Source organism: Anabaena sp. CCY 9402-a, assembly GCF_963920945.1.
Classification (GTDB): domain Bacteria; phylum Cyanobacteriota; class Cyanobacteriia; order Cyanobacteriales; family Nostocaceae; genus Trichormus; species Trichormus minutissimus.
Window position 1 is genome coordinate 1 of sequence record NZ_CAWUDL010000061.1, and the last position, 22,494, is coordinate 22,494.

A 22,494-nucleotide genomic window follows, 5' to 3' on the forward strand; every position below is an offset into this window, starting at 1 on the left:
ATCTCACCGCCAACCGTTCCGGTGTGGCGGGAGCATTCTCTCGGAGTTTAGGTAAACCGATTCTCCCCAAATGTTGTAACCAAAATTCTTAGTACCTATGATTCCAGCCGTTACCGAACCAGTATGAATACCAGTTCTCAACCCTAAAACTAAATCTTTTCTCAACTCCATCCGATGCAGGATATTTAACATTTCTACCCCAAAATCAACGGTGCGTTTAACATGATCTAGTCTGGGTATCGTCAGTCCGCAGACAGCCATGTAGTCAGTATCAATAGTGCTTTTACGCTCCAGCCCAAAGCGTTCTGCCGCCTCATCAAATTCATGGAATAAGTGAGTCAACAACTGGGCGACTTCTGCTGGTGGAAGTCGTTGACTAAGTTCGGCAATCCCAACCACACGGGCATATAAAATGGTGACTTGTTTTACATGGTCAGCAATTAGCAATTCACCTTGCTTAAGACGCTGGGCAATGGTGAAAGGCACAATATTGAGCATGAGAGCTTCGTTTTCTCGATTTTTTTGCTCTATTTCTGCTAATTTTTCGCCCAAACTAATCACCATTGCATTAAATGCCCGTCCTAACTCCCCAAATTCATCATCAGCATTAATATCAACTGTGGTGTCGTAATTTCCAGCTTGCAGTTGTTGAATTCCCTCTTTGATGGCTGCGATGGGGCGATTCACAAAATGAGAAACAATGATGCTCAAAAATGTGAACATGACAATTAAAATTGTGCTGGTACTCAACAGCCACAACTGTAGATTGTTGATGGGAGTCAAGACTTCGGCTGTGTCCATCTGTGCCAATATTGCCCAATTCAGATCGCCAATCTTCAAAGGAGCATAAGCAGTGAGTGCCGAGATCCCACGATAATCTTTGAAAATGCCTGTACCAGTTTCACCTGCCAAGGCTTTTCGTGCGCCTTCTGTTTCTAGAGTCTGGATTTTGTTTTGTTTATCTGCGAGTGCAAATCTTGAGCGCAATCGCATCCGATAATCTGAACTGACTAAATAAGCTTCTCCAGACTTTCCCAAACCCTCATTCATCCAGTTTTGGTTACTGGTCATGATACGGTTAATTTCCGCCACAGATAGTTGCACCGCTAAAATTCCCACCAGCTTAGAACCGTCATAAATGGGGCCAGCGATAAATGCCACTTGAGAACCATACACTGGTCGATAAGCTTCAAAATCCGTAATTTGAGTTGTTCTAGGATCGAAACTTTGACGCACAGTTGCTACTAACTTGGCTAGGTGACTGGTGCGGTAGGGGCCAGTATTGAGGTTAGTGCCGTAGTCTGGTTCTTTACGGATTGAGTAGATAATATCGCCTGTATTATGATCGATTAGTAATAAATTGCTGTAGCCCATGCTCTGGACTAGATTTTGAAATAAAGGTTGATATTGAGCATGGAAACGACTGTATGCACTACCATCACCAGCATCTAAAAGTTGAGCTTTTTGTTCCACAGGATAGACATTACCAGCAACGTAGTAATGCTGGAGATATTTAGCAGCTTGGCTGACAGGACTGTAGTTGCTAAAACGGAGTTCTCCAGAAACATTGTCAGAAATCCTGGGAAAGAATTCCTTTTCATAATAATTTTGCAAAGATTGCTCCCACTGTGGCGGAATTGATTTCTGATTCAATTCCTGAAATCCTTGATGCAAATCTACCATCGCGGCAATAACCATCCGGTCTTCACACAGGGTTTTCAGGTGGTTGCGTAGAGTTTGCAAGTAAGTTTTGATTTCGTCGGACTTAGCAGCGCGAACACTTGTAAGTTGGTTAGAAACAGACTGAGTTAGCGATCGCTTGCCCATCTGCAACCCTAGATAGGCGATGATCAAAATCGAGCTAATACTGGCAAAAAGGATGATGATAATAAGCTTGGATTTGATGGTCAACCGATTAAAGAGGAGTAGCTGCATATTCGTGATGATTTTTTCCTGCCCCTAGAGAGCATAGTATAGGCTGATAGTTATTTCTTCAGGGCAAACGCATCTAAATTACTCTTGATCACAACGAAGGTTAAAAACCAATGAAAAAATGAGGATTTCGCGTTTGATTATTTTTTAAGCCCCAAGTAATCGCCAAATATTTTCGCAATAAGCAAGGACTAATGACATTGTTTTTAAGTATATTCTCAATAGATGTTGCTTGTTGACATGATGCGGCCGCCCTGGTTATTTCTTCCTTTAGAGGCTTGAAATAAGAGAAAATACTTGAATCTAACTAGATGACAGAAAGTTTCCCAGAAAGGAAAGAAGATTTTGAGGATTGGAACCAGGAAATACGGTTATAACCTCTGTCTTCCTCAATACCATCCACTCCTCATTAACTCAAGTCGCCTAACGCCAAAAATTTTACAGATGACTTGGGTATTTTTTCAGGATGTTATAGCTTTACCACGTATATGTAATTAGATGGTGTCAATAACTAATGACATCACTAGTTATTGACTGTGTATTTTTGACTGTCAATAGTAACTTAATTAATGCTGACACCCACTACCTTTTTCAAAACATATTTGAACTTTTTGAGTAGATGATGATGATGATAGGAATCGCTCTATTATCTGCTTGATTGTTACTGCAATGTAAATATTTCCAGTATTTATACTAAGTCAATATAAAAGCTTTATTTTTTTATCTAATCAATTATCAATAGTTCATGGAATATTTCAAATCAATGTATAGAAGAGTTGTTCATGAAAACTTTACTACCCGTAATGGACAAATTTGAAGAATCAAAATAGTTCACCGTATATTTACAAATTTAAAATAGGGTTTGGGTATAATCAGAATTACAGTGATGATTTAGTAATGGTGATATTACGGTAATTGCTTACTGACAATGAGCTATAGCTTAAGTAAAAATGGTGCATTGAATATAGAACAGCCATGTTATCTAACTTAGATTTATTAAAAGAGTTTGTTGATCAATCTATCCAAAAGAAAGAAGTTTTGTTAGCCAACGCTTCTTTACAGGCACAGACCGCCTATAAAAGTAACCAAGTCATAGCCAAAGCTGAAGGTGTGATTGCTACTGCCGAAATTACGCAGAAAACACTGGAATTCTCAATTAAATCAACTTCATCTTACTGGGAATTAATGAACGAGGCCTTGGCAGATTACAACTATATCCTCACAGGGGAAATAGATGAACGCCATTGCTACCAGTATAAATACTGTCCTTTGCCCCAAGGATATCATATGCACTGTACAAAATCAGTGAATCTGTGGCGGGCTTGGTGGAAATATCGCAAAAATAGTTTACAGTTAGGGATTCCTTTGGATTTGCTGATCCGTACACGTAATTCATGGTATCCCATCAGAGACTTAATTATTAGCGATGGGCTTTTATATATCAAAACCTTAGGTAGTGAGATTGCAGTTCATTCCAATGACCTAATAATTTGGTTAAGTAAGGTTGAGGTCAAATTCCCCAGTCCATCTGAGGTGGAAAATTGAAGTGCTTTTAGTTCTTTTTGTCAGAAATAGTTATAGCTGACTGGGTAATCAGCATTTTCCTTCTAGAAAAATATTTAAACAACTACAGAGATGAAAATGTCTCTTATCTAGCCTTTGGTCTAAACCTCCCTATGTCCAGCTACTTGCATTGCGGTTAAAATGCCTGTGAGTATTTGACTAGAAAAAGATCATGAAAGGACTCTGGCTGGAAAATAACCAATTACAACTGCGTACAGATATTCCGATTCCTGAACCACCAGCAGGGGAAGCCCTTGTGCGTGTTTTACGCGCAGGAATTTGCAATACTGATTTAGAATTACTGAGAGGTTACTACCCCTATACAGGCGTTTTAGGACACGAATTTGTCGGTTTGGTAGAACAAGGGCCAAAACATCTTGTCAATCAGCGCGTAGTCGGTGAAATTAATGCTGTTTGTGGTCATTGCCGTTTCTGTCGTCGGGGACAACCAACCCACTGCGAAAACCGTACAGTATTGGGTATCGTCAATCGTCACGGCGCATTTGCTGACTATCTTTGTTTACCAATAGAAAATCTTCATCCCGTACCCGAAAATGTATCAACAGACACTGCCACTTTTACCGAACCTTTAGCAGCTGCACTAGAAATTCAGCAGCAGGTGACGATATGTGCAGATGACCGCGTTCTAGTAGTGGGAGATGGCAAACTAGGGCAGTTAGTAGCGCAAACATTGGCTTTAACTGGTTGTCAACTATTAGTGGTCGGTCGTCACCAAGACAAACTCGCTAATTTAGAGGCGCGGGGAATAAAAACTGGTTTCGTTGATGTTGTAAAAGATAGAACTTTTGATATTTCCGTAGAATGTACTGGTAATCCAGAAGGATTTGCGATCGCTCGTCGCGCCCTACGTCCTCGTGGTACTCTTATACTCAAAAGTACCTATGCAGGCAACCTCAGCTTCGATGCTTCTGCTTTAGTAGTAGATGAAATCACTCTTATCGGTTCTCGTTGTGGCCCTTTTCCAGCAGCATTGGATTTATTAGCAGCAGAGAAAGTAGACGTAAAACCGCTAATTCATGCCAGCTACCCCCTCAACGAAGCACTAGAGGCTTTTGCACAAGCCCAACGCCGAGGGGTTTTAAAGGTATTGTTGGAAATTAGTTAAGAGTGCTGAGTGCTGAGTGCTGAGTAGGGAGTAGTGAGTAGTGAGTAGGCATTATTGGGCATTGTATTTTTCTCCCCCTACTTCCCCTGCTCCCCCTGCTCCCCCTGCTCCCCCTGCTTTCTTTTCACCTGTCCCCTGTCCCCTGTCACCTGTTCCCTAGTACAAATAAGGATTTGTCTTCGGTTGAAAATCACAACAATGAATCGCCTCTTCTGTATTGGCTATAGATGGGTGGACAGTGCATTTGAGGCGGTAGTCATCGGTGAAAAATTGACAACCTGTACAGGGTATTTGGTGCATTTGTTTGGCTGTGGTGATACTGTCTCGTGCAGCTGTCCATAGACTCCAAACAACAAGAGAAATGAGCATCCAAGCAACAACAAAGCAAATGGGTACTAAAAATGGTTGGATGCCTCTGATTAGTAAAACTATCAATTCCAGCACGGCAATTTCTGATAAAAATGAAGAGCTAGAAGTATATTAACTCCTAACTCCTTCAACTTAACTTCTCGCTACAGAAGTATAAATTCATGGGGACTGGGGAATGGGACATTGGGTATTTGGCATTGGTGTTAGGACTTACGCACAATTTACGGAATAACGTATCGCTAAAGCGAAAGCTCCGCTAACGCGTAGCGTGCGCGTAGCGCATACCACAGAGACGCAGAGAACATGGATAAATAAGGGTTTGAGAGACTTTTTGCGTAAGTCCTGGGTGTAAAATCTCCTCTGCCCCTGTGCTTCTTTCCTGTCACCTATCACCTGTCACCTGTCACTTGTCACCTGTCACCTATCACCTGTCACTTGTCACCTGTCACCTATCACCTGTCACCTATCACCTTTAAATCCCAGCGTGACCTAATGCTAAACCAGCTACCAGCATTCCTAAAACCAAGAATGGTTGTGCGCTGGCTTGGTATTTCACATCATTCTTTAAGGGGTCGCGCAGAAAGTACATATCCTGGAAGGTGATTTGAGGAATGATTAACAGTACCAAAATCGCTGCATACAAATTTTCGTGGATACTTACCAGATAAGCAGCTATCAAGCCTTGAAAGACATCAATCATCACCACACAAATCCAGGCGGCCTTATCGATACCGAACATTACAGGTAACGATTGTAGACCGAGTTGGCGATCGCCTTCTACACTCTTAAAATCGTTGACGATGGCAATTCCTAATCCTGCCCAGCTGTAAATCAAGGTAATAACGATGATTTTCCAGTTGAGTTCACCAAATAAAGCATGACCAGCCCACCAAGGTAAGGCGATGTAGCTAGCACCCAAGGCGTAGTTACCCAACCAGCCGTTTTGTTTCAGCTTCAGAGGTGGTGCAGAGTAGATAAAGGCAATAAAAGAACCAAATATCGCTAAAACTGTGACATTGGGAAATTCATGCCCTGCCCATAAATCCAGTACAAAGGACAGGGAAATGCCAGCAATAAATAAGAAGATAATCTGGCTAACTACCTGGGGTACGGAAATTGCGCCCGAAGGGATGGGGCGATATGGTTCATTGATGGCATCAATTTCGCGATCGTAAAAATCATTTAGGGTCTGAGTATAACCCGTCAGTAAAGGCCCAGACAGCAACATACAAGCTGCTGCTTTTAAGACATTTTCTAAAGTCCAAGTGTAGTTACCAGAAGAAGCCGCACCACAGACTACACCCCAAATTAAGGGAATCCAGGTAATCGGCTTCATCAATTGCAGGCGAATTTTCCAAATCGAGGTTTCCCCTGGTGCTGCACCTTTCATCCCCAGTAACTGCCGGGTTTTAGCAGTGCGATCGCTTGCTTCAGAATTAGAATCGGGAGTAATGGGAGTGAGTTCTGACATAAGAATTAATTATGAATTTGGGAATTGGGAATTGGGAATTGAGAATGGGGCATTGATAATTTCTATATGCCCTATACCCTATGCCCCAGTTCCCAATCCTAAAAAGAAATGATCAAATAATTATTTTGAAACTTAGCCCCAGTGATTGGTCTGCCACTCAGTGCCGGTGGTAGGAAGATATTCCGCCTTTGGTCGCCTGCTTCTACAGTGACTTCTGGCCCATATTGGGTGAGTTTGACCTGTTTTTTATCAAATCCAGGCAAAAACAAGCGTACTTGGAGGTTGTGGACATCGATTGTAATTGGGTTGGGGGCTTGTACTGCTTGCTCAACAAAATTAGGTAGAGCATCTATTAATGGTTGCCAATTACCATTTGTCAAGTCAGGAACAACACTTACCTTCAAGGGTGCGAATTCTTCTGATAAGTCGGTGTTTCCCTGGGCAGAAATTTGGATGACACCACCAATTGTTAAACCGACTTGTTGCGAGCTTCCCCACAAATAACGGCCGCTTGCTACTTCTAAGGGATCTCCTGTAGTCACTAAAAAAGCGGCTACGCGCTGGGGGTCAGCTAGAGCTGCTTTTCCCTTATCTAGGAAATTATTAACTTGATTGGTAGGGTGAGCAAAGTTATCTGCTGTCCAGTTGAAGTTAAAAAAGCTGCTAATTAGCGGTTGAACCAACGGTGATTCTGCAATACTCTTACCTAAGTCAGAGTTGACTACTAACTGCCGAAATCGGCGGATATACCAACTTAAAGACTCTGGTAAACCCAACATCCGCAAGGTAGATGAGTCACCTGTGCCGTTGTAGATAATGGCATCATACTTACCACTGGAATCATATTCACGGATAGCATTGAGGGCAAGGGCATTGTCCATGCCTGGTAATACTACCAGTTCTTGACCGTAGACATCTTTGATGATAGGTGTTCTGAGGTATTGCGCCTCAAGTTTTTTCACTTCATCCCAATTGCGTTCTAGTAGTACAGATGCTTGAAACTGTACTACTTCTAGATTGGGTGCAATTTCTTGGGGGTCAGGTGTCAAGGGTTGATCTAACAGGATTGATAATACTGGTTCTGCCAATCCTGCTAAAAGTACCCGTTTACCTTGACTCGCCAATGACTTAGCAGCAGCGATCGCTATTTTGGTACGAGCAATGCTGCTTTCGCCCAAAAATGTCAATATCTGGGACATTATCTTGATTTCCAATAACCGCCGGTCTTTTCAACTCCAACTTAGCACTAGACAAATAACCTTAGCTTCTACCTGGAGTGGCTATGATTACACTGGCTTGATTTCATCATCAAAAAACCAAGTGGAACTATTATCGTCAAACTTCACCACTACACCAATGCCCTGACCATCAGTGACTTTGTAGCCTTCGATAATACCAACTTTACCTAGTTTCTGAGCAATGGGAGCAGAAACGCGATCGCGCAAACGAAATACCTTAACTTTTTGTCCGATTTCCATGCCGACATAAAACGCAATAAACCAACAATCAGTTTAGCTGAATCTGGTACTCATCGGTTATAGGATTTGGGGACTGGGGACTGGGTACTGGAGACAGATACTAGCTTAAAATTAAATCAATACGCAATCAGGTATAAAACCATGTTTGTCACAGCGCAACAGCTAGAACAACAAATGCCCGATGCAACTCGGTTATTAAGTGATGAGCCAGAAATGGAAACTTCGTTGCATTATATGCAGCTATTGCTATTAGTCACTTGTTTAGAATGGCTGTGGCGCGATCAAAATGACTATTTCATCGGTGCAAATCTGACAATATACTTTAGCCGTCAGCAGTTGCGAAATCGAGATTTCCGTGGACCAGATTTCTTTTTAGTCAAGGACACCGAAAAACGTCCCCGCAATTCCTGGGTAGTTTGGGAAGAAGATGGGCGTTATCCAGATTTGATTATTGAATTACTATCTGAGAGTACGGCTGATATTGACCGGAATTTGAAGAAAAGCCTCTATGAAAATCGATTTCACACACCGGAATATTTTTGGTTTTCGCCGGAAAATTTAGAATTTGCTGGTTTTGAGTTGATAGGCAATAGATATCAAGAAATCCTAGCTGATGAGCGTGGCTGGCGTTGGAGTGAGGTACTTGGTCTGTATTTGGGTGTAGAAAATAGTAAACTTCGTTACTTTACTGCTGACGGCGATTTAGTACCAACACCAGAAGAAGTTGCTATAGCAATACAACAGCAAGCATCTGAAACACAACAACAGTTATCTGAGGTACAGCAACAATTATCTGAAGCACAACAACAGGTATCGGGTACTGAATTAAGATTGCAACAAGAACAGGAGCGATCGCATCGTTTGGTAGAATATTTGCGTTCTCTAGGCGTTGACCCAGATAGTTTGAGTTAAGGTAAAACTGGCATTTAATATCGTTGAGGTAGCAATCATGTATCAAACTAATCCACCTCGTCCGCCACAAGAAACTATGCCAACGATGTATGATTTACCCAGTGAATTAGTAGGGGAATCAGGCTTGCCAGACGAATTTCATTGTATACAGGCAGATTTGCTCACTGAGACTTGTCAACCTCCTAACTATTCATCGGAGGAAATTCTACTTGCTAGCGACTTAAACCTTTACTATGACCCCCGCCATACTTTGTGGTACAAGCGTCCTGATTGGTACATGGTTTTGGGAGTACCAAATGCTAATCAACAGCAAGACTTACGTTTAAGTTACGTTATTTGGCAAGAGGGGGTTGCTCCATTTTTAGTAGTTGAATTACTCTCCCCAGGTACAGAACAGGAAGATTTAGGGCAAACACTACGAGAAGTAAATAAACCTCCAACCAAGTGGGAAGTTTATGAACGGATTTTGCGCGTTCCCTACTACGTTGTCTATGACCGCTACGAAAATAATTTGCGGGCGTTTCGACTCAATGGTACTCGTTATGAGGCTATACCTTTAGTAGAAAAGCGATTTTGGTTGGAAGAGTTAGAACTAGGTTTAGGTCTTTGGCAGGGTATTTATCAGCAAACAAGTGGTTTATGGTTGCGTTGGTATAATACAGCAGGTTGGCTGCCAACATTCAATGAGAAAGTAGAACAGGAACGTCAACGGGCTGAACAAGAACGCCAACGGACTGAACAGGAACGCCAACGGGCTGAAAAAGAACGCCAACGGGCTGAAAAAGAACATCAACGGGCTGAACAAGAACACCAACGTGCTGAACAGGAACGCCAACGGGCTGATAGACTGGCAGAGTATTTGCGCTCTCAAGGAATTGATCCAGACTTGATCAGTTAGCTTAACGAATCTTTTCTCAACCTTGATAGCTGATTTATTGCAAAATTTGTACCCACTTTGACACTAATTCGTCCCAAGAATAAATGTCATTAGTTGCAATTTGAGATCGATCATAATTCTGTGCTGCAATTAAAGCTTGCTGAATACTGCTAGCATCACCTAGCTGATAGTAAAAAACATGAGGACGAGAAGATGATAAATACCTTGGAGCAATTATAGGCAATTGGCAGTAAGTATATTGAATTACTTTTAGACTATCAGTTAAAGATTCGATACCTGGACTGTATGCACGAATTTGCAGAGCAATATCTGCATATTTGATATAAGGAATCGTCTCTAAAAAAGGTAACTCTCCGTAGGTAATGATGTTGGGCTTTTGAGGTAAGTTGGCAATTGGACCGATGATGTGAAATCGCCAATTTGGAAATAGCTGGCTGGCTTGTTCTAGAAAGTCATAATCAAAATGTGAGTTACCTACAAAGATGAGATTTGGCGTATCTGCCGCATCTTTAGATGGATAAGGATTAGGATAATTGTTTTGAAAAAGGTCTTTACGAATCCCATGTAGGTCTAATTTTAAGTTAGATAATCCGGCAAACAATTGATAGATGTTTCGACTAGGGACACTAACTAAATCAAATTGAGCAACAATCTGCTTTTCTGTTTCTAAAACAACTGGGTGATTGCGTAATAACCTTAAATCATCCGAAACTCTATAGATAAACTGAGCTTTGGGATTCAGATTTTTACATCTTTGAAATAAGAGTAAAGCGGGTGTGCTTTCAAAAATAAGCACGTCAGCACGACGAATTTCAGCTTCCACTATTCCTAATGGCAATTTGCTATAAAGCTGGAACAACCCACGACTGAGATAATTCAGGAAATTCCAGCGTAAATTAGCTGGATGCCAAAGTGTAAACCAAACATAGCTCCATAGTTTTGGTTGCACTGGTAGGAGTTTATTAGCCTCTTGTATTACAGGATAAGCTAGACGGTAATCTCTGCGGATCACCGAAAGCCAACTGATAGGAGCTGTCAGAAAAACAACTTCCCAACCTTTTCGCCAAAAGGCATCAGCTAACCAGTGAAACCCGGCTTTCCGTTGAGAGTGCCAATAGTGGCCTGTAATTAAAACTACACACTTCATACCTTTATACACATATATATAGCTAGTGTCCCAAGACTGATAAACTATTACAGTTAACTACATCTTCCTGTGAATTTGATATTGATGTCATAATTTATTTCACAACTTCGACCAAGCCATATATTAGCCATTAATCTTGCGTAATGGTAAAAACGTGGTTATCCCAAAAGATAAAAACATTATTTTTTTCTATAACAAGCTATTAGACAACTATGATTGACAAACCTCAAATTCTGGTTGATTTACAAGAAAAAATCAAGGCGCATACAGCTATTATTGGTGTTGTCGGTCTAGGATATGTAGGTCTACCATTTGCCGTGGAAAAAGCCAAAGTTGGTTATCAGGTTTTGGGCATTGAGCAAAATCCCCAAAGAGCTGATCGAGTAAACATGGCTGATAATTACATCACAGATATTAAAGATGAAGATTTAAAAGAAGTTGTTAGTAGTGGCAAACTCAAAGCTGTTTTGGGTTTTGAGCGAGTCACGGATATGGACGTGATTGTAATTTGTGTCCCCACGCCGTTGACTAAGAATTTAACCCCAAATCTGAGTTACATAGAAAGTGTTACCTATGCGATCGCCCAACAGTTACGCCCAGGACAGTTAGTGACCTTGGAGTCTACCACCTATCCAGGAACTACAGATGAGGTAATGCGTCCTGTATTGGAACAGATTAGCGGTCTCAAGCAGGGTAAAGATTTCTTTCTCGCCCATTCTCCAGAACGGGTAGATCCAGGTAATAAACGCTACACCACAAAAAATACTAACAAGGTAGTGGGTGCATCTGATCCAGCTTCGTTGGAAGTGGCAATGTTATTCTATCAGCAAACAATTGACCACGTAGTACCCGTAAATAGTGCCAAAGCAGCAGAACTAGTGAAGGTATTTGAAAATACATTTAGGGCAGTGAATATTGCTTTGGTGAATGAATTAGCTTTATTGTGCGATCGCATTGGTTTAAATGTCTGGGAAGTTTTAGATGCAGCCAATACTAAACCTTTTGGGATTATGCCTTTTTATCCAGGCCCAGGGGTAGGTGGTCATTGTATCCCTATCGACCCCCATTACCTAGAATGGAAAGCCAAAGAAGTCAATTTCAACACCCACTTCATCGCTTTGGCTGGAGAAATAAATCGTTCTATGCCCATATTTGTCAGAGAAAAAGCCAGGAGAGCTTTAAATGAGTTGGGTTTAGCTCCAGCCAAATCTCAGGTATTAGTCATTGGTACAGCCTATAAAAAAGACCTTGGGGACTGGCGAGAATCACCTGCAATTATGGTAATTAACTATCTATTAGAAGATAAAATGACGGTTACTTATCATGACCCCTACGTACCAGAAATTGAAGTAGCAGGCAAAACTTTCTCTAGTTTGCCACTAATAGATGAGACAATTACATCGGCTGATTTAGTCATTATTGCCACGGATCATAGTCAAATTGATTACGTCAATTTGGTAGCCAAAGCTAAATCAGTTCTAGATACAAGAGGGGTGACACGCCATCTCGATTGCAACCACGATAAAGTAACTTTGTTGTAGTATGGGTAAGTGGTAAAGGATTTGATAGAAAAACAAGTAATTGTCGTCGGGGCGGGGAACTGGGGCAAAAACCTAGTGCGTAATTTCCACAGTTTAGGGGCATTGGCAGGTGTTGCTGAAGCTCATCCGGGATTGCGGGAAGCGATCGCCACAACATACCCAGATATTGCCACCTATGAAGATTTTCAATCAGCTCTCAAAACTGATGTAGCAGCTATAGTATTGGCAACGCCTGCACCTAGTCATTATGAATTAGCAATGGCAGCCTTGGCAGCAGATAAGGATGTGTTTGTGGAAAAACCGATGACTCTCCGCACTGATGAGGCGCGATCGCTGGCTGAATATGCAGACCAGCAAGGGCGGATTCTGATGGTAGGTCATCTGTTGTTATATCAACCGGCGATCGCCTGGATGCGGGATTATCTAGCTAGTGGTGAAGCTGGCCAAGTGCTACACGTCGCCACCCAAAGGTTAAAGTTAGGCAAAGTACGCACAGAAGAAAACGTCTGGTGGTCATTTGCACCTCATGATGTTTCAGTTGTGCTAGACCTCTTGGGCAACCCTAAACTACAGCAAGTCCAAGCCCACGGCAAAGCTATCTTACAACCAAACATTGCAGATTACGTCCAGGCAGACCTCCGCTTCCAGAGTGGTCAATCAGCCCAGATCAATTGTTCTTGGTATTGGCCGTTAATCCAGCGTAGTACAGTAGTCATTGCCCAAAAGCAAATGCTGGTTTACGATGAAGTCCAACAAACGGTAACAATCCACCATAAATACATCGACACCAGCTTAAACCATCAAGACCACGGCAACGAAATTGTAGCAGTAGCAGCCTCAGAACCCTTGAAAATAGAGTGTCAACACTTCTTAGAATGTGTGAATACTCGTCAAAAACCCCGTTCTGATGGGTGGAATGGTGTAGCAGTAGTAGAAATTTTAGAGGAGGCGCAAAAGTCTTTAGATGGCTAACTATTTTGTGCATGAATCCAGTTATGTGGATGAAGGGGCGGAAGTTGGCGAAGGTACTAAAATTTGGCACTTTTGTCACATCTTAGGCAAAGCTAAGATTGGCAGAAATTGTTCCTTCGGACAAAATATTTTGGTGGCTAATAACGTAGTTATCGGCGATAACTGCAAAATTCAAAATAACGTCTCCTTATATGAGGGGGTGATTTTGGAAGACTACGTTTTTTGTGGCCCCAGCATGGTATTTACCAACGTCAAAACACCCCGTTGTGAGTTCCCCCGTAATACCAGCAATGATTATTTGAAGACTTTGGTCAAGCGCGGCAGTAGTATTGGCGCAAATGCAACGATTGTTTGTGGTATCACCTTGCATGAATGTGCGTTTGTAGCTGCTGGTGCAGTGGTGACAAAAGATGTCCCAGCTTATGCAATGGTCGCAGGCGTACCAGCCCAAATTATTGGTTGGATGAGTGCTTACGGTGATGTGCTAAAGTTTGATGCTGATGGGTATGCTGTTGATTCCACAGGCACTAAATATCAAAAAATCTCAGAAACAGAAGTAAAAAGGGTCTCATGAGCCAAAATAATATCCCTGTCCTTGACCTCAAACCCCAATACAATGCACTCAAAACAGAGATTCAAGAGGCGATAGATCGTGTTTTGGAGTCTGGTCAATTTATTATGGGGCCAGATGTCAAGCTCTTTGAACAAGAGGTCGCTGCTTATCTCAAGGTACGCCATGCGATCGCTGTTAACTCTGGTACTGATGCTTTAGTCATTGGTCTAAGAGCTTTGGGTATTGGTGCAGGGGACGAGGTGATTACTACCCCCTTTAGCTTTTTTGCTACAGCCGAATCAATTAGCAACGTGGGCGCAAAACCAAAATTTGTTGATATTGACCCCAAGACTTTTAATATTGACCCCACCGCGATAGTAGAAAAAATTACGCCCCAGACTAAAGCGATCATGCCAGTCCATCTGTATGGTAATCCAGCAGCGATGGCAGCGATTCTAGATATTGCCCAGGCACATAATTTAAAAGTCATTGAAGACTGCGCCCAATCTTTTGGTGCGCGTTACGGTACTGGTAAACATACAGGCACTATTGGTAATGTGGGAGCATATTCTTTCTTTCCCTCGAAAAACTTGGGGGCTTTTGGTGATGGTGGCTTAGTCGTTACTGATGATGACCAAGTTGCAGAAATAGCCCGAATGTTGCGGGTACATGGGGCAAAAAAGAAGTATCATAATGAAGTTTTAGGTTATAATTCCCGCCTAGATACATTGCAAGCAGCAATTTTGCGTGTAAAATTACCTTACATTGATCAATGGAATGAAGGGAGACGGGCTGTAGCTAAAGCTTATAACCAGCTATTAGCAGATGTTCCCAATGTGGTGACACCAGAACTAGCAGACGGTCATGTATTTCACCAGTATACTATTAGGATTTTAGATGGGAAACGTGACCAAGTGCAAAAATATTTAGCTGCCCAAGGTATTAGCACTATGATTTATTACCCAGTACCCCAAGACCAGCTACCAGTTTACAAAGGGCAATATCCAGCAAATCTGGTCAGCGATTTATTAGCTACTCAAGTGTTAAGTTTACCAATTTGGCCAGAACTCAACTCTTTAAGTATTGAGAGAGTTACAGCAACTATCAAAAAAGCCTTCACTGTAGAAGCTGATAATTTTTAGTAACCCCAAATAAGGTGACAGAAGTACGGAAGAATATTAACTTTTCGTACTTTTAATCTATAATTTTTGCCAACAATGATTAATAAGCTGTTTCATATCCGGTTTCTAAAAAGCTTCCTTAACTCTTTTCGGGTTTTTTACTCGGAAATTATTACTCCTCCACTTTCTACTTTATGGCGGCATCGTTCGATGCTGTATCAAACTACTATTAATGAAATTAAAACGCGCCATGCAGGTTCAGTCTTAGGATTGCTATGGCTATTTATTTATCCTCTACTATTTTTAGGAACTTATGCGATCGTTTATTTATATATTTTCAAAGTTCGCTTTCCTACACTGGGATCTAATGAATATGTAGCACTGATTTTTTGTGGATTAATTCCATTTTTGGGCTTTTCCGAAGGGTTAAGCTATGGTGTACCTTCTGTAGTTGCTAGCTCTAATCTTATTAAAAATACTTTATTTCCTATCGAGTTAGTTCCTGTCAAAGCAGTTTTAGTTGGTCAAGCAACTCAAGTAGTTGGGATGGGCTTACTTTTGGTAGCACTATTACTAATTGGTAAGCTTTCTATATTGTCGCCACTATTTATATTAGTGTGGATTTGCCAACTGGCATTTTCTATGGGATTAATCTGGATTCTCTCAAGTTTAAATGTGTATATCAGGGATATCCAAAATCTTGTTGCTGTCCTGACATTAATCTTAATGATGCTAAGTCCCATTGCCTATACAGAAGCAATGGTTCCAGAGGCAATGCGTCCATTCTTAGCTATTAATCCTCTGTACTATATAATCATCTCATATCAATCAGTATTGATGCTTAATCATCTGCCCCCAGCCAGAATTATAGTCCCTTTAATTAGTATGTCAATATTTTTATTTATTGGAGGTTTTTGGTTTTTTAGCCGGATGAAAAAGGTATTTAGTGATCATGTTTAGTTACTGATTTAGCAGAATTTATTTTAAATAAAAAGGTTTTTTCATGTGTGGCATAGCAGGTATTATTAATCTTGAATCAGAGCATATTCCTAATCTCAATCGCAGATTATCGTTAATGAATGAATTACAGAGCCATAGAGGTCCAGATGGAGAAGGAGTTTGGCAACATCCCTCACAACATATTGGCTTTGCTCATCGTCGTTTGAGTATTATAGACTTAAACACTGGTAGTCAACCAATGAGCGATCGCGCAGGTAATTGGATTACTTATAATGGAGAGATTTATAATTATCTGGAATTAAGGCAGGAATTAGGAATCAAAAACTTTATTACTAATTCAGATACTGAAGTAATTTTACACGCTTATCGTAAGTGGGGAAATGATTGTGTTAACCACCTGCGAGGAATGTTTGCTTTTGCAATTTGGGACGAATCAAATCAAGTTTTATTTTGTGCTAGAGATCGTTTTGGTATTAAGCCTTTATACTACACTGTGGTTGACAAAGTATTGTACTTCGCCTCAGAAGCTAAAGCTTTGTTACCTTTCTTGAAAAATATTGAAATAGATGTAGAAGGCTTTAAAGACTATTTAACCTTTCAATTTTGTTTAGCAGGTAAAACTTTATTTAAAAGCATAAACGAAGTTCTACCAGGACATACCCTGCGAGTAAGTAATGGTATTGTTAATGTTCAGCGTTATTGGGAAGTTTATTACAATATAGATTTTGACCATACAGCTAAATATTTTGAAGAAAAAATAGCATCTCTTTTATCAGAATCTGTTGAACTACATCTGCGTAGTGATGTACCAGTTGGGGCTTATGTTAGTGGAGGTTTGGATTCAAGTATAGTCGCTTCTCTTTCCCAGAAAAAAACTAACGACAAGTTTATCGGATTTACAGGTAAATTTTCTTTGAGTGAACACTATGATGAGAGTAAATATGCCAGAGCATTAGCAGCACAGAGTGGCTTTGAGTTACATGAACTAGATATTACAGCTACAGATTTTATCGAGAATATTCATAAAGTTATTTATCATTTAGATTATCCTGTAGCAGGGCCTGGTTCATTTCCTCAATATATGGTGTCTAAGATGGCTAGTAACCATCGTAAAGTTGTTTTAGGTGGACAGGGTGCAGATGAAATTTTTGGGGGTTATACTCGTTATTTAGTAGCATATTTTGAGCAATGTATTAAAGGTGCTATTGATGGCACAATGAACTCAGGAAAGTTTATTGTTACTTATGAATCTATCATTCCTAATTTAACTGCTTTAAAAAACTATAAACCCATGCTGAAGCAGTTTTGGCAAGAAGGCTTATTTGAAAGTTTAGACCGAAGATATTATCGGTTAGTTGATCGTGCGCCATCTTTGGGCGATGAAATTAATTGGGAAGCTTTGCGCGGATACAATCCTTTTGAGACATTTCAGGAAATATTCTTAGCGGAAAATGTGGGTCAGCAATGTTATTTTGATAGTATGACACATTTTGATTTTAAAACTTTATTGCCTGCTTTATTGCAGATTGAGGATAGGGTAAGTATGGCTCATGGTTTAGAATCAAGAGTCCCATTTTTAGATCATCCTTTAATTGAATTAGCAGCCACTATTCCCGCCAATATTAAGTTCACTAATGGGACAATGAAACGAGTTTTAAAAGATTCGATGAGTTTTTGTTTGCCATCTGTTATTTCAAATCGTCAGGATAAAATGGGGTTTCCTGTACCTTTGGTACAATGGATGAAGGATGACATTAAGGATTTTATATTTGATATTTTTTCATCTCAACAAGCATTAAATCGTGATTTTGTTGATAACAAAAAGGTATTAAAAGGTTTAGAGAATGAGTGGGAATTTGGCCGTAAAATTTGGGGTTTATTATGTTTAGAATTATGGCAAAAAGAGTTTTTTGGTAAAATTCAGAAGTTTGTCGATATCTAAAACTCAATCCCATATTAATATAAGTTTTTTCTTAATCTAACTTTAATTTACTACTATAATCTTTTAGTTTATATATATCTAGTTCTGCTTTGCCTATATGGGCATCAGATTCTGCATTCAACTTACTGATACCATTATAATAAACAAATACTTTATTCCCATCTTGAAAAAGATCAAAACCATATTTGATATTATCCCAATTATTTTCCCAATCTTTATCAATTATTATTGGGTTGTTTGTGGTGGGGTGAAAAGAATTTTTTCCTTGTTCGCAATATAACACAGTTTCATGCCTTTGTGATGGAATAACATTGCTTTCTAAAAATAAACAAAGTTTTGCATCAAACAATAAACCACCGATAGTATAAAAACTACGAATATCAGAACTTTGTAAAACTATTTGATTATTTGTGAATCTAACACCATCCCTGGAAATTAGCTCTTTAATTTTAACATAACCATTTTCTACAATAGAATAAAACATTCTATATTGATCGTTTTGTATAACAACAAATGGATCTAAACCACCTTCTTTAACTATTACACCTTTATATTCCCAAGAAAATCCATCCAAAGATGAAGCTAAAATTATTTTATCATAAGGTTGTTTGGGTTTACTAGCACAAGAAAAATACATAAAGTATGTATCATTTTTAGGATTTTTAACCACAAAAGGAAAAGCCCTATTTCCTTGGCAATCTTGAGGTAATTCTTGGTCATCAAACACAAGCCCTCGTCTTACAAAATTATTACCATCATTACTGCTAGATAAGAAAATCCTCCATTTTTCATCTTCACCATAAGCTGAGTAAAACATTAAATATTCTTCACCAATTTTTATAACGCTAGGATATTCCGTAAATCTAGATTCTTGTCCTCCATTAATAGTGGCTAATACTGGTTCTTTTTTCTGGTTAATCAGAATTGGAGGGGGGAAATTATTAAAAAATTGAGCAGGTACTAGCAGATTTGATTCTTGCCATCTCTCAGCATAATTGAGTAAAATTTTAGAATCACTTAAAGTCCCAAGAAGCTTCACTAATATTTGGTTATCATCAAGATATTTATCATCAATGAGCGGTTTATCATTTTTATTACTAGACCATGATTGAATAAACTGACTAGAAATATTAAACCTTTCTGTTTTCCAGATATTGGATGCAATCTTGTTATCTTGGTGCGTAATTTTACCAAGCTTCCAATATTCTATTTGATCAAATAATTGTAAACTTATCTGCCTATCTATATACTTATCAATTGGTTTATAAGTAATTTCGATGGCATAATTATCAAAATTAGTTTCGGAATTAAAAACAAATTTAAAAGGTGAATGATTGTAAGCACCCTGATTGCTATTGACTTCACGAAAATAATAGTTTTGCTTTTGCTGCAATTCTCCCCAGTTCATAAATTTTTGATCTATGTAAACATAAAAGTTTTCTGCAACACTAGCATCTTGATTTGAGCCAACATCAACTGTAGATATAACTGTTTCCTGTTTATTTTTAGTTCCTATTAATTTAATTTTATCAAGTAAAAAATTTCCCTCCCCAACAAATCTACCAAGAATTTCACTTCTAGGTATACCCAAACTATAAAAACTAGAGATTATTCCAGTTGTTGGATCTTTTGTTTCGTATTCAGGGATAATTGCTTCTAACCTTTTAATACTACTTTTAAACATTTGACTAGCTTGATAATTATTTGTAATTAAAGCGTAGTCATTCAGTGCCAACATAGCAACAGCCGCGCCATTGAGAACTCTTGTTGGTGTTTTTGTAGGATATTCTTCAAAAAAAAGACCCTCTTTTTCAAAGAGAGTAAAACCACCTTTTTCAATAGGAACAAGATAAGAATTATAAATTTGATTGGCTGTATCTAAATATTCTCTTTGTCTGGTTTCTTGATATAAATATGTAAATAGTCCAAGTGCGAGGCCTTGAGTTAGGCATGAGTTCCATGGAGCTTTAACAACAAATGGATAATAAGGTTCAAAATCAAACTGGAAAGGAAAAAATAGAGCTTGATCATTATTAACTGAATGCTCTTGAAGCCACTGTGCATGGGCTTTAGCAACAATAATATTTTTATTTAAAATCGCATACAATCCATTGGCTGCGACTTTAGTTGGATTGGGTGCTGGTTTACCTTCAGTTTTCCAACCCATGTAGGGTTCTACAAGCGAATCAACTTTAATTAAATCAGTATTTTCGTTTAAATTATTGTTTTTGAATAATTTCCGCTTATTACTTTCCCAGATGTTATCATAAAAATTAGAAGAGCCATAAAAACTTTGTAATCCCAATTGATTTTTTTGAGGCAAAGCAAACAACAGACAGCTTATCAATGCAACAATAAAAATTCCTAAAAAAAGTTTTTGGTTGTTTTTTATTTTACGTTTTTTCATTTATAACTTGATTATATATTGTTAATAATTTTTCACTTTCCTTCACCCAATTTAATTCTTGACTAGCATGGTAACAGTTTTCTCTTAAACTATATAATCGTGAAGTATCATTAATTAAATCAGAAATTAATTTGCCCAATGCTTCTGGTGAACCCATATTTGTCGTTTCCACCATACCATACTTTTCGTTCATTAAGCGGAAAAAAGGTAAATCTTCCGCAATTATGGGAACACCAGCAAGAACATATTCAAAGAATTTGTTGGGTGAACAATATAGGTGATTATCATCTATTGCTTGATAAGGAATTACACCAACATCAGCACCAGCAGAATAGTTTAACATCTCATCGCTGGGGACTTGTCCTAAAAAGAACACCTTGTCTGCTACACCTTGTTGTTTTGCAATTTCTCTTAATGTACTTTCATAATTGCCATAACCAATGATAGCTAAACAAGTATCTTTTGGAAACCATTTAACACCTTCGACAATAGTTTCAATATTTCTTTCTGCCGATATCCATCCTTGGTAAAGGATAATTTTATAATTAGTAGGAATATTTCCTTTCTCTTGTAATTTTTGTCTTGCTTGTTCTAGTGAAAAATTTTTCGGTTTTTCAGTACAATTCATAATGACTTGCGGCTTTTTTATTTGATAGCGTTTAGCCATTAAGTCAGCTATAAATGAATTTACAGTAATAACCACTTGAGGATATTTGATATATTTCTTTTCTAGTGCGAAATATTGTTTTTGCAATTTGCGCGGCAAAACGGATTGAGCGTAATATAATTCATGAGCATCATATATTAATGGAACATTACGTGCCTTCGCTGCATACCAACCTGCTTTCAGACAAGGTAAATCATGAATATGATAAACATCAGCATCAAACTCTAAAGCCTTAGCAATAATAAATCGGTCAAAAGGTGAGATTTCAAAAAACCTCTTTGCTAAAAACATATATATTTTATTCGCTAATCCAAGCAGACGTTCATTAGCAGGAAGTTTTGCCCGAATCTTCTTTAACCTTTCATCATCCCAATCATAGCAATATCGATGAATTTGAATACTATCTTGTTCAAAATGTTCTTCTTGAGGAGTTTCAAACCCAGCTAATAGAATAACTTTATGGCCTGCCTGTATTAATGTCTGCGCTTCTAAAATTATACGCCTGTCTATCATGTATGAATCAGGCGTAAGCATAACAATCTTCATATTTTAAAACTACTATCTATTTATTTCTCAAAACGAACAAAAAGGCGTTGCATCGAAGGCAATGGGTGTATACTAGCTATTTTAAAACCAGTTTTTGAAGCTAATTCTTGAATTTCTGATTCCGTGTATTCAAACCCACAACTAGGATAATTTTTAGATAATGGAGATTTAGCAGGAAAAACCACACCTTGAGGGATATCTGGATTCGCCTGATAAAAGTCTGCACTAACTACCCCTCCCGGCTTAAGTAGCATATTTGCAATTTTCAGTAACCATAAAGCATTATCAAAATTTTGATGGATAAAGAAAAATCGCCCTACCATTGTGTCAATGCTGTTTGCATAACCAAGTATTTTTTCCCAATCTTGCATATGAATATAATTGCAATTATCAGGAGATACTAATCTAGCTATTGAAAGGGCTAACTGAGAGTAATCAATTCCCACATACTGTTTAGCAACTAATCCTAGTTGCTTTCCTAAAAAACCGGGACCACAACCTATTTCAAGTACATATTTATTTGCTAAGTCACTTCCAAGTACCCAAATACTTAATGGTGCTAGTTCTTCAAAAAATTGAGCTTCAAGGACTTCTTTTTGAGACAAATTTTTGATATTGTTAATGACTGAATGGTTTTGTTTAATAACTTGATAATCAACCAAAAATGGTCGGGGATTTTCAGTGTTAAAATACACAATCCATTCTTTGTCCCATCTCTCTGTCTCTTTTGCCGAAGCAGGTATTGATTTAATCAGTTCTTCAGCATCAGTAGGTACTGCCTGTATCAACTGATTTTTGGAGTAGGTACGAATTTTTTTAAAAAATGAGTTCATAATAAAAGAGATAAGGTACTTTATTTTTTATTTTCTCACAGATTTGTTTATTAAAC

Annotated in this window: 19 protein-coding genes; 10 read left to right on the forward strand and 9 right to left on the reverse strand. The window is 38.8% G+C overall.

Annotation, left to right across the window (positions count from 1 at the left end):
* Positions 1–3: 3 nt before the first annotated feature.
* Complete coding sequence (locus ACM0OR_RS20235) at positions 4–1,935, reverse strand: adenylate/guanylate cyclase domain-containing protein (protein ID WP_414578334.1); 1,932 nt, start codon at positions 1,933–1,935, stop codon at positions 4–6.
* A gap of 972 nt (positions 1,936–2,907) precedes the next feature.
* Here ACM0OR_RS20235 and ACM0OR_RS20240 point away from each other — a divergent pair.
* Together ACM0OR_RS20240 and ACM0OR_RS20245 are read left to right on the forward strand one after the other, a co-directional pair.
* Complete coding sequence (locus ACM0OR_RS20240; protein ID WP_323267920.1) at positions 2,908–3,477, forward strand: hypothetical protein; 570 nt, start codon at positions 2,908–2,910, stop codon at positions 3,475–3,477.
* A gap of 190 nt (positions 3,478–3,667) precedes the next feature.
* On the forward strand, positions 3,668–4,621 hold the full coding sequence (locus tag ACM0OR_RS20245; RefSeq protein WP_414578336.1) for an MDR/zinc-dependent alcohol dehydrogenase-like family protein: 954 nt from the start codon (positions 3,668–3,670) through the stop codon (positions 4,619–4,621).
* A 156-nt stretch (positions 4,622–4,777) separates the two neighbouring features.
* Here ACM0OR_RS20245 and ACM0OR_RS20250 read toward each other — a convergent pair whose 3' ends face one another.
* The 4 genes from ACM0OR_RS20250 to ACM0OR_RS20265 form a co-directional block, all read right to left on the reverse strand.
* Positions 4,778–5,065: a hypothetical protein gene (locus tag ACM0OR_RS20250; RefSeq protein ID WP_190706150.1), complete on the reverse strand. Its 288-nt coding sequence runs from the start codon at positions 5,063–5,065 to the stop codon at positions 4,778–4,780.
* A gap of 397 nt (positions 5,066–5,462) precedes the next feature.
* On the reverse strand, positions 5,463–6,461 hold the full coding sequence (gene chlG, locus ACM0OR_RS20255) for a chlorophyll synthase ChlG (RefSeq protein WP_414578338.1): 999 nt from the start codon (positions 6,459–6,461) through the stop codon (positions 5,463–5,465).
* A gap of 98 nt (positions 6,462–6,559) precedes the next feature.
* Positions 6,560–7,660 carry an ArsA family ATPase gene (locus tag ACM0OR_RS20260; protein ID WP_414578340.1) on the reverse strand — a complete coding sequence of 367 codons (1,101 nt, stop codon included), beginning with the start codon at positions 7,658–7,660 and terminating at the stop codon, positions 6,560–6,562.
* Between the two features lie 87 nt (positions 7,661–7,747).
* Entirely contained in the window at positions 7,748–7,939 is a 192-nt protein-coding gene (locus ACM0OR_RS20265; protein WP_190706141.1) for a DUF2862 domain-containing protein, read from the reverse strand.
* Between the two features lie 141 nt (positions 7,940–8,080).
* Here ACM0OR_RS20265 and ACM0OR_RS20270 point away from each other — a divergent pair, with 141 nt between their 5' ends.
* On the forward strand, positions 8,081–8,851 hold the full coding sequence (locus ACM0OR_RS20270; RefSeq protein WP_414578342.1) for a Uma2 family endonuclease: 771 nt from the start codon (positions 8,081–8,083) through the stop codon (positions 8,849–8,851).
* Between the two features lie 37 nt (positions 8,852–8,888).
* On the forward strand, positions 8,889–9,749 hold the full coding sequence (locus ACM0OR_RS20275; RefSeq protein ID WP_414578344.1) for a Uma2 family endonuclease: 861 nt from the start codon (positions 8,889–8,891) through the stop codon (positions 9,747–9,749).
* Between the two features lie 34 nt (positions 9,750–9,783).
* Here the strand turns inward: ACM0OR_RS20275 and ACM0OR_RS20280 are convergent, their stop codons facing one another.
* Positions 9,784–10,896 carry a glucuronosyltransferase gene (locus tag ACM0OR_RS20280; RefSeq protein WP_414578345.1) on the reverse strand — a complete coding sequence of 371 codons (1,113 nt, stop codon included), beginning with the start codon at positions 10,894–10,896 and terminating at the stop codon, positions 9,784–9,786.
* Positions 10,897–11,108: 212 nt separating this feature from the next.
* On the opposite strand from ACM0OR_RS20280, the gene ACM0OR_RS20285 reads away from it, so the two are divergent.
* The 6 genes from ACM0OR_RS20285 (at position 11,109) to asnB (ending at position 17,985) form a co-directional block, all read left to right on the forward strand.
* Complete coding sequence (locus ACM0OR_RS20285; RefSeq protein WP_414578346.1) at positions 11,109–12,437, forward strand: nucleotide sugar dehydrogenase; 1,329 nt, start codon at positions 11,109–11,111, stop codon at positions 12,435–12,437.
* A 9-nt stretch (positions 12,438–12,446) separates the two neighbouring features.
* Positions 12,447–13,409: a Gfo/Idh/MocA family protein gene (locus tag ACM0OR_RS20290; RefSeq protein ID WP_414578347.1), complete on the forward strand. Its 963-nt coding sequence runs from the start codon at positions 12,447–12,449 to the stop codon at positions 13,407–13,409.
* Positions 13,402–13,983, forward strand: coding sequence for an acyltransferase (locus tag ACM0OR_RS20295; RefSeq protein WP_414578348.1), 582 nt, complete (start codon positions 13,402–13,404; stop codon positions 13,981–13,983). The genes ACM0OR_RS20290 and ACM0OR_RS20295 overlap by 8 nt, the downstream gene beginning before the upstream one ends.
* Positions 13,980–15,104 carry a DegT/DnrJ/EryC1/StrS family aminotransferase gene (locus ACM0OR_RS20300; RefSeq protein WP_414578349.1) on the forward strand — a complete coding sequence of 375 codons (1,125 nt, stop codon included), beginning with the start codon at positions 13,980–13,982 and terminating at the stop codon, positions 15,102–15,104. Before ACM0OR_RS20295 ends, ACM0OR_RS20300 begins: the two co-directional genes overlap by 4 nt.
* A 189-nt stretch (positions 15,105–15,293) precedes the next feature.
* A complete protein-coding gene (locus ACM0OR_RS20305; RefSeq protein WP_414578351.1) occupies positions 15,294–16,043 on the forward strand; it encodes an ABC transporter permease in 750 nt (249 codons plus the stop codon).
* A 43-nt stretch (positions 16,044–16,086) separates the two neighbouring features.
* Positions 16,087–17,985: an asparagine synthase (glutamine-hydrolyzing) gene (gene asnB, locus ACM0OR_RS20310; RefSeq protein WP_414578353.1), complete on the forward strand. Its 1,899-nt coding sequence runs from the start codon at positions 16,087–16,089 to the stop codon at positions 17,983–17,985.
* Positions 17,986–18,016: 31 nt separating this feature from the next.
* Here the strand turns inward: asnB and ACM0OR_RS20315 are convergent, their stop codons facing one another.
* Genes ACM0OR_RS20315 through ACM0OR_RS20325 form a run of 3 tightly spaced genes read right to left on the reverse strand, consistent with a single transcriptional unit; the run spans position 18,017 to position 22,438 of the window.
* On the reverse strand, positions 18,017–20,392 hold the full coding sequence (locus ACM0OR_RS20315; RefSeq protein WP_414578355.1) for a D-glucuronyl C5-epimerase family protein: 2,376 nt from the start codon (positions 20,390–20,392) through the stop codon (positions 18,017–18,019).
* Positions 20,379–21,605: a glycosyltransferase gene (locus tag ACM0OR_RS20320; RefSeq protein ID WP_414578357.1), complete on the reverse strand. Its 1,227-nt coding sequence runs from the start codon at positions 21,603–21,605 to the stop codon at positions 20,379–20,381. The genes ACM0OR_RS20315 and ACM0OR_RS20320 overlap by 14 nt, the downstream gene beginning before the upstream one ends.
* Positions 21,606–21,625: 20 nt before the next feature.
* The gene (locus ACM0OR_RS20325; protein WP_414578358.1) at positions 21,626–22,438 is read right to left on the reverse strand and encodes a class I SAM-dependent methyltransferase; all 813 of its coding nucleotides are present in this window, start codon (positions 22,436–22,438) and stop codon (positions 21,626–21,628) included.
* Positions 22,439–22,494: the final 56 nt, after the last annotated feature.

Coding starts and splice junctions, on each gene's coding strand:
- ACM0OR_RS20325 (WP_414578358.1), bottom strand. CDS start 22,438: ATGAACTCATTTTTTAAAAAAATTCGTACCTACTCCAAAAATCAGTTG.
- ACM0OR_RS20265 (WP_190706141.1), bottom strand. CDS start 7,939: ATGGAAATCGGACAAAAAGTTAAGGTATTTCGTTTGCGCGATCGCGTT.
- ACM0OR_RS20235 (WP_414578334.1), bottom strand. CDS start 1,935: ATGCAGCTACTCCTCTTTAATCGGTTGACCATCAAATCCAAGCTTATT.
- ACM0OR_RS20240 (WP_323267920.1), top strand. CDS start 2,908: ATGTTATCTAACTTAGATTTATTAAAAGAGTTTGTTGATCAATCTATC.
- ACM0OR_RS20315 (WP_414578355.1), bottom strand. CDS start 20,392: ATGAAAAAACGTAAAATAAAAAACAACCAAAAACTTTTTTTAGGAATT.
- ACM0OR_RS20280 (WP_414578345.1), bottom strand. CDS start 10,896: ATGAAGTGTGTAGTTTTAATTACAGGCCACTATTGGCACTCTCAACGG.
- chlG (WP_414578338.1), bottom strand. CDS start 6,461: ATGTCAGAACTCACTCCCATTACTCCCGATTCTAATTCTGAAGCAAGC.
- ACM0OR_RS20245 (WP_414578336.1), top strand. CDS start 3,668: ATGAAAGGACTCTGGCTGGAAAATAACCAATTACAACTGCGTACAGAT.
- ACM0OR_RS20275 (WP_414578344.1), top strand. CDS start 8,889: ATGTATCAAACTAATCCACCTCGTCCGCCACAAGAAACTATGCCAACG.
- ACM0OR_RS20320 (WP_414578357.1), bottom strand. CDS start 21,605: ATGAAGATTGTTATGCTTACGCCTGATTCATACATGATAGACAGGCGT.
- ACM0OR_RS20270 (WP_414578342.1), top strand. CDS start 8,081: ATGTTTGTCACAGCGCAACAGCTAGAACAACAAATGCCCGATGCAACT.
- asnB (WP_414578353.1), top strand. CDS start 16,087: ATGTGTGGCATAGCAGGTATTATTAATCTTGAATCAGAGCATATTCCT.
- ACM0OR_RS20260 (WP_414578340.1), bottom strand. CDS start 7,660: ATGTCCCAGATATTGACATTTTTGGGCGAAAGCAGCATTGCTCGTACC.
- ACM0OR_RS20300 (WP_414578349.1), top strand. CDS start 13,980: ATGAGCCAAAATAATATCCCTGTCCTTGACCTCAAACCCCAATACAAT.
- ACM0OR_RS20295 (WP_414578348.1), top strand. CDS start 13,402: ATGGCTAACTATTTTGTGCATGAATCCAGTTATGTGGATGAAGGGGCG.
- ACM0OR_RS20285 (WP_414578346.1), top strand. CDS start 11,109: ATGATTGACAAACCTCAAATTCTGGTTGATTTACAAGAAAAAATCAAG.
- ACM0OR_RS20305 (WP_414578351.1), top strand. CDS start 15,294: ATGCTGTATCAAACTACTATTAATGAAATTAAAACGCGCCATGCAGGT.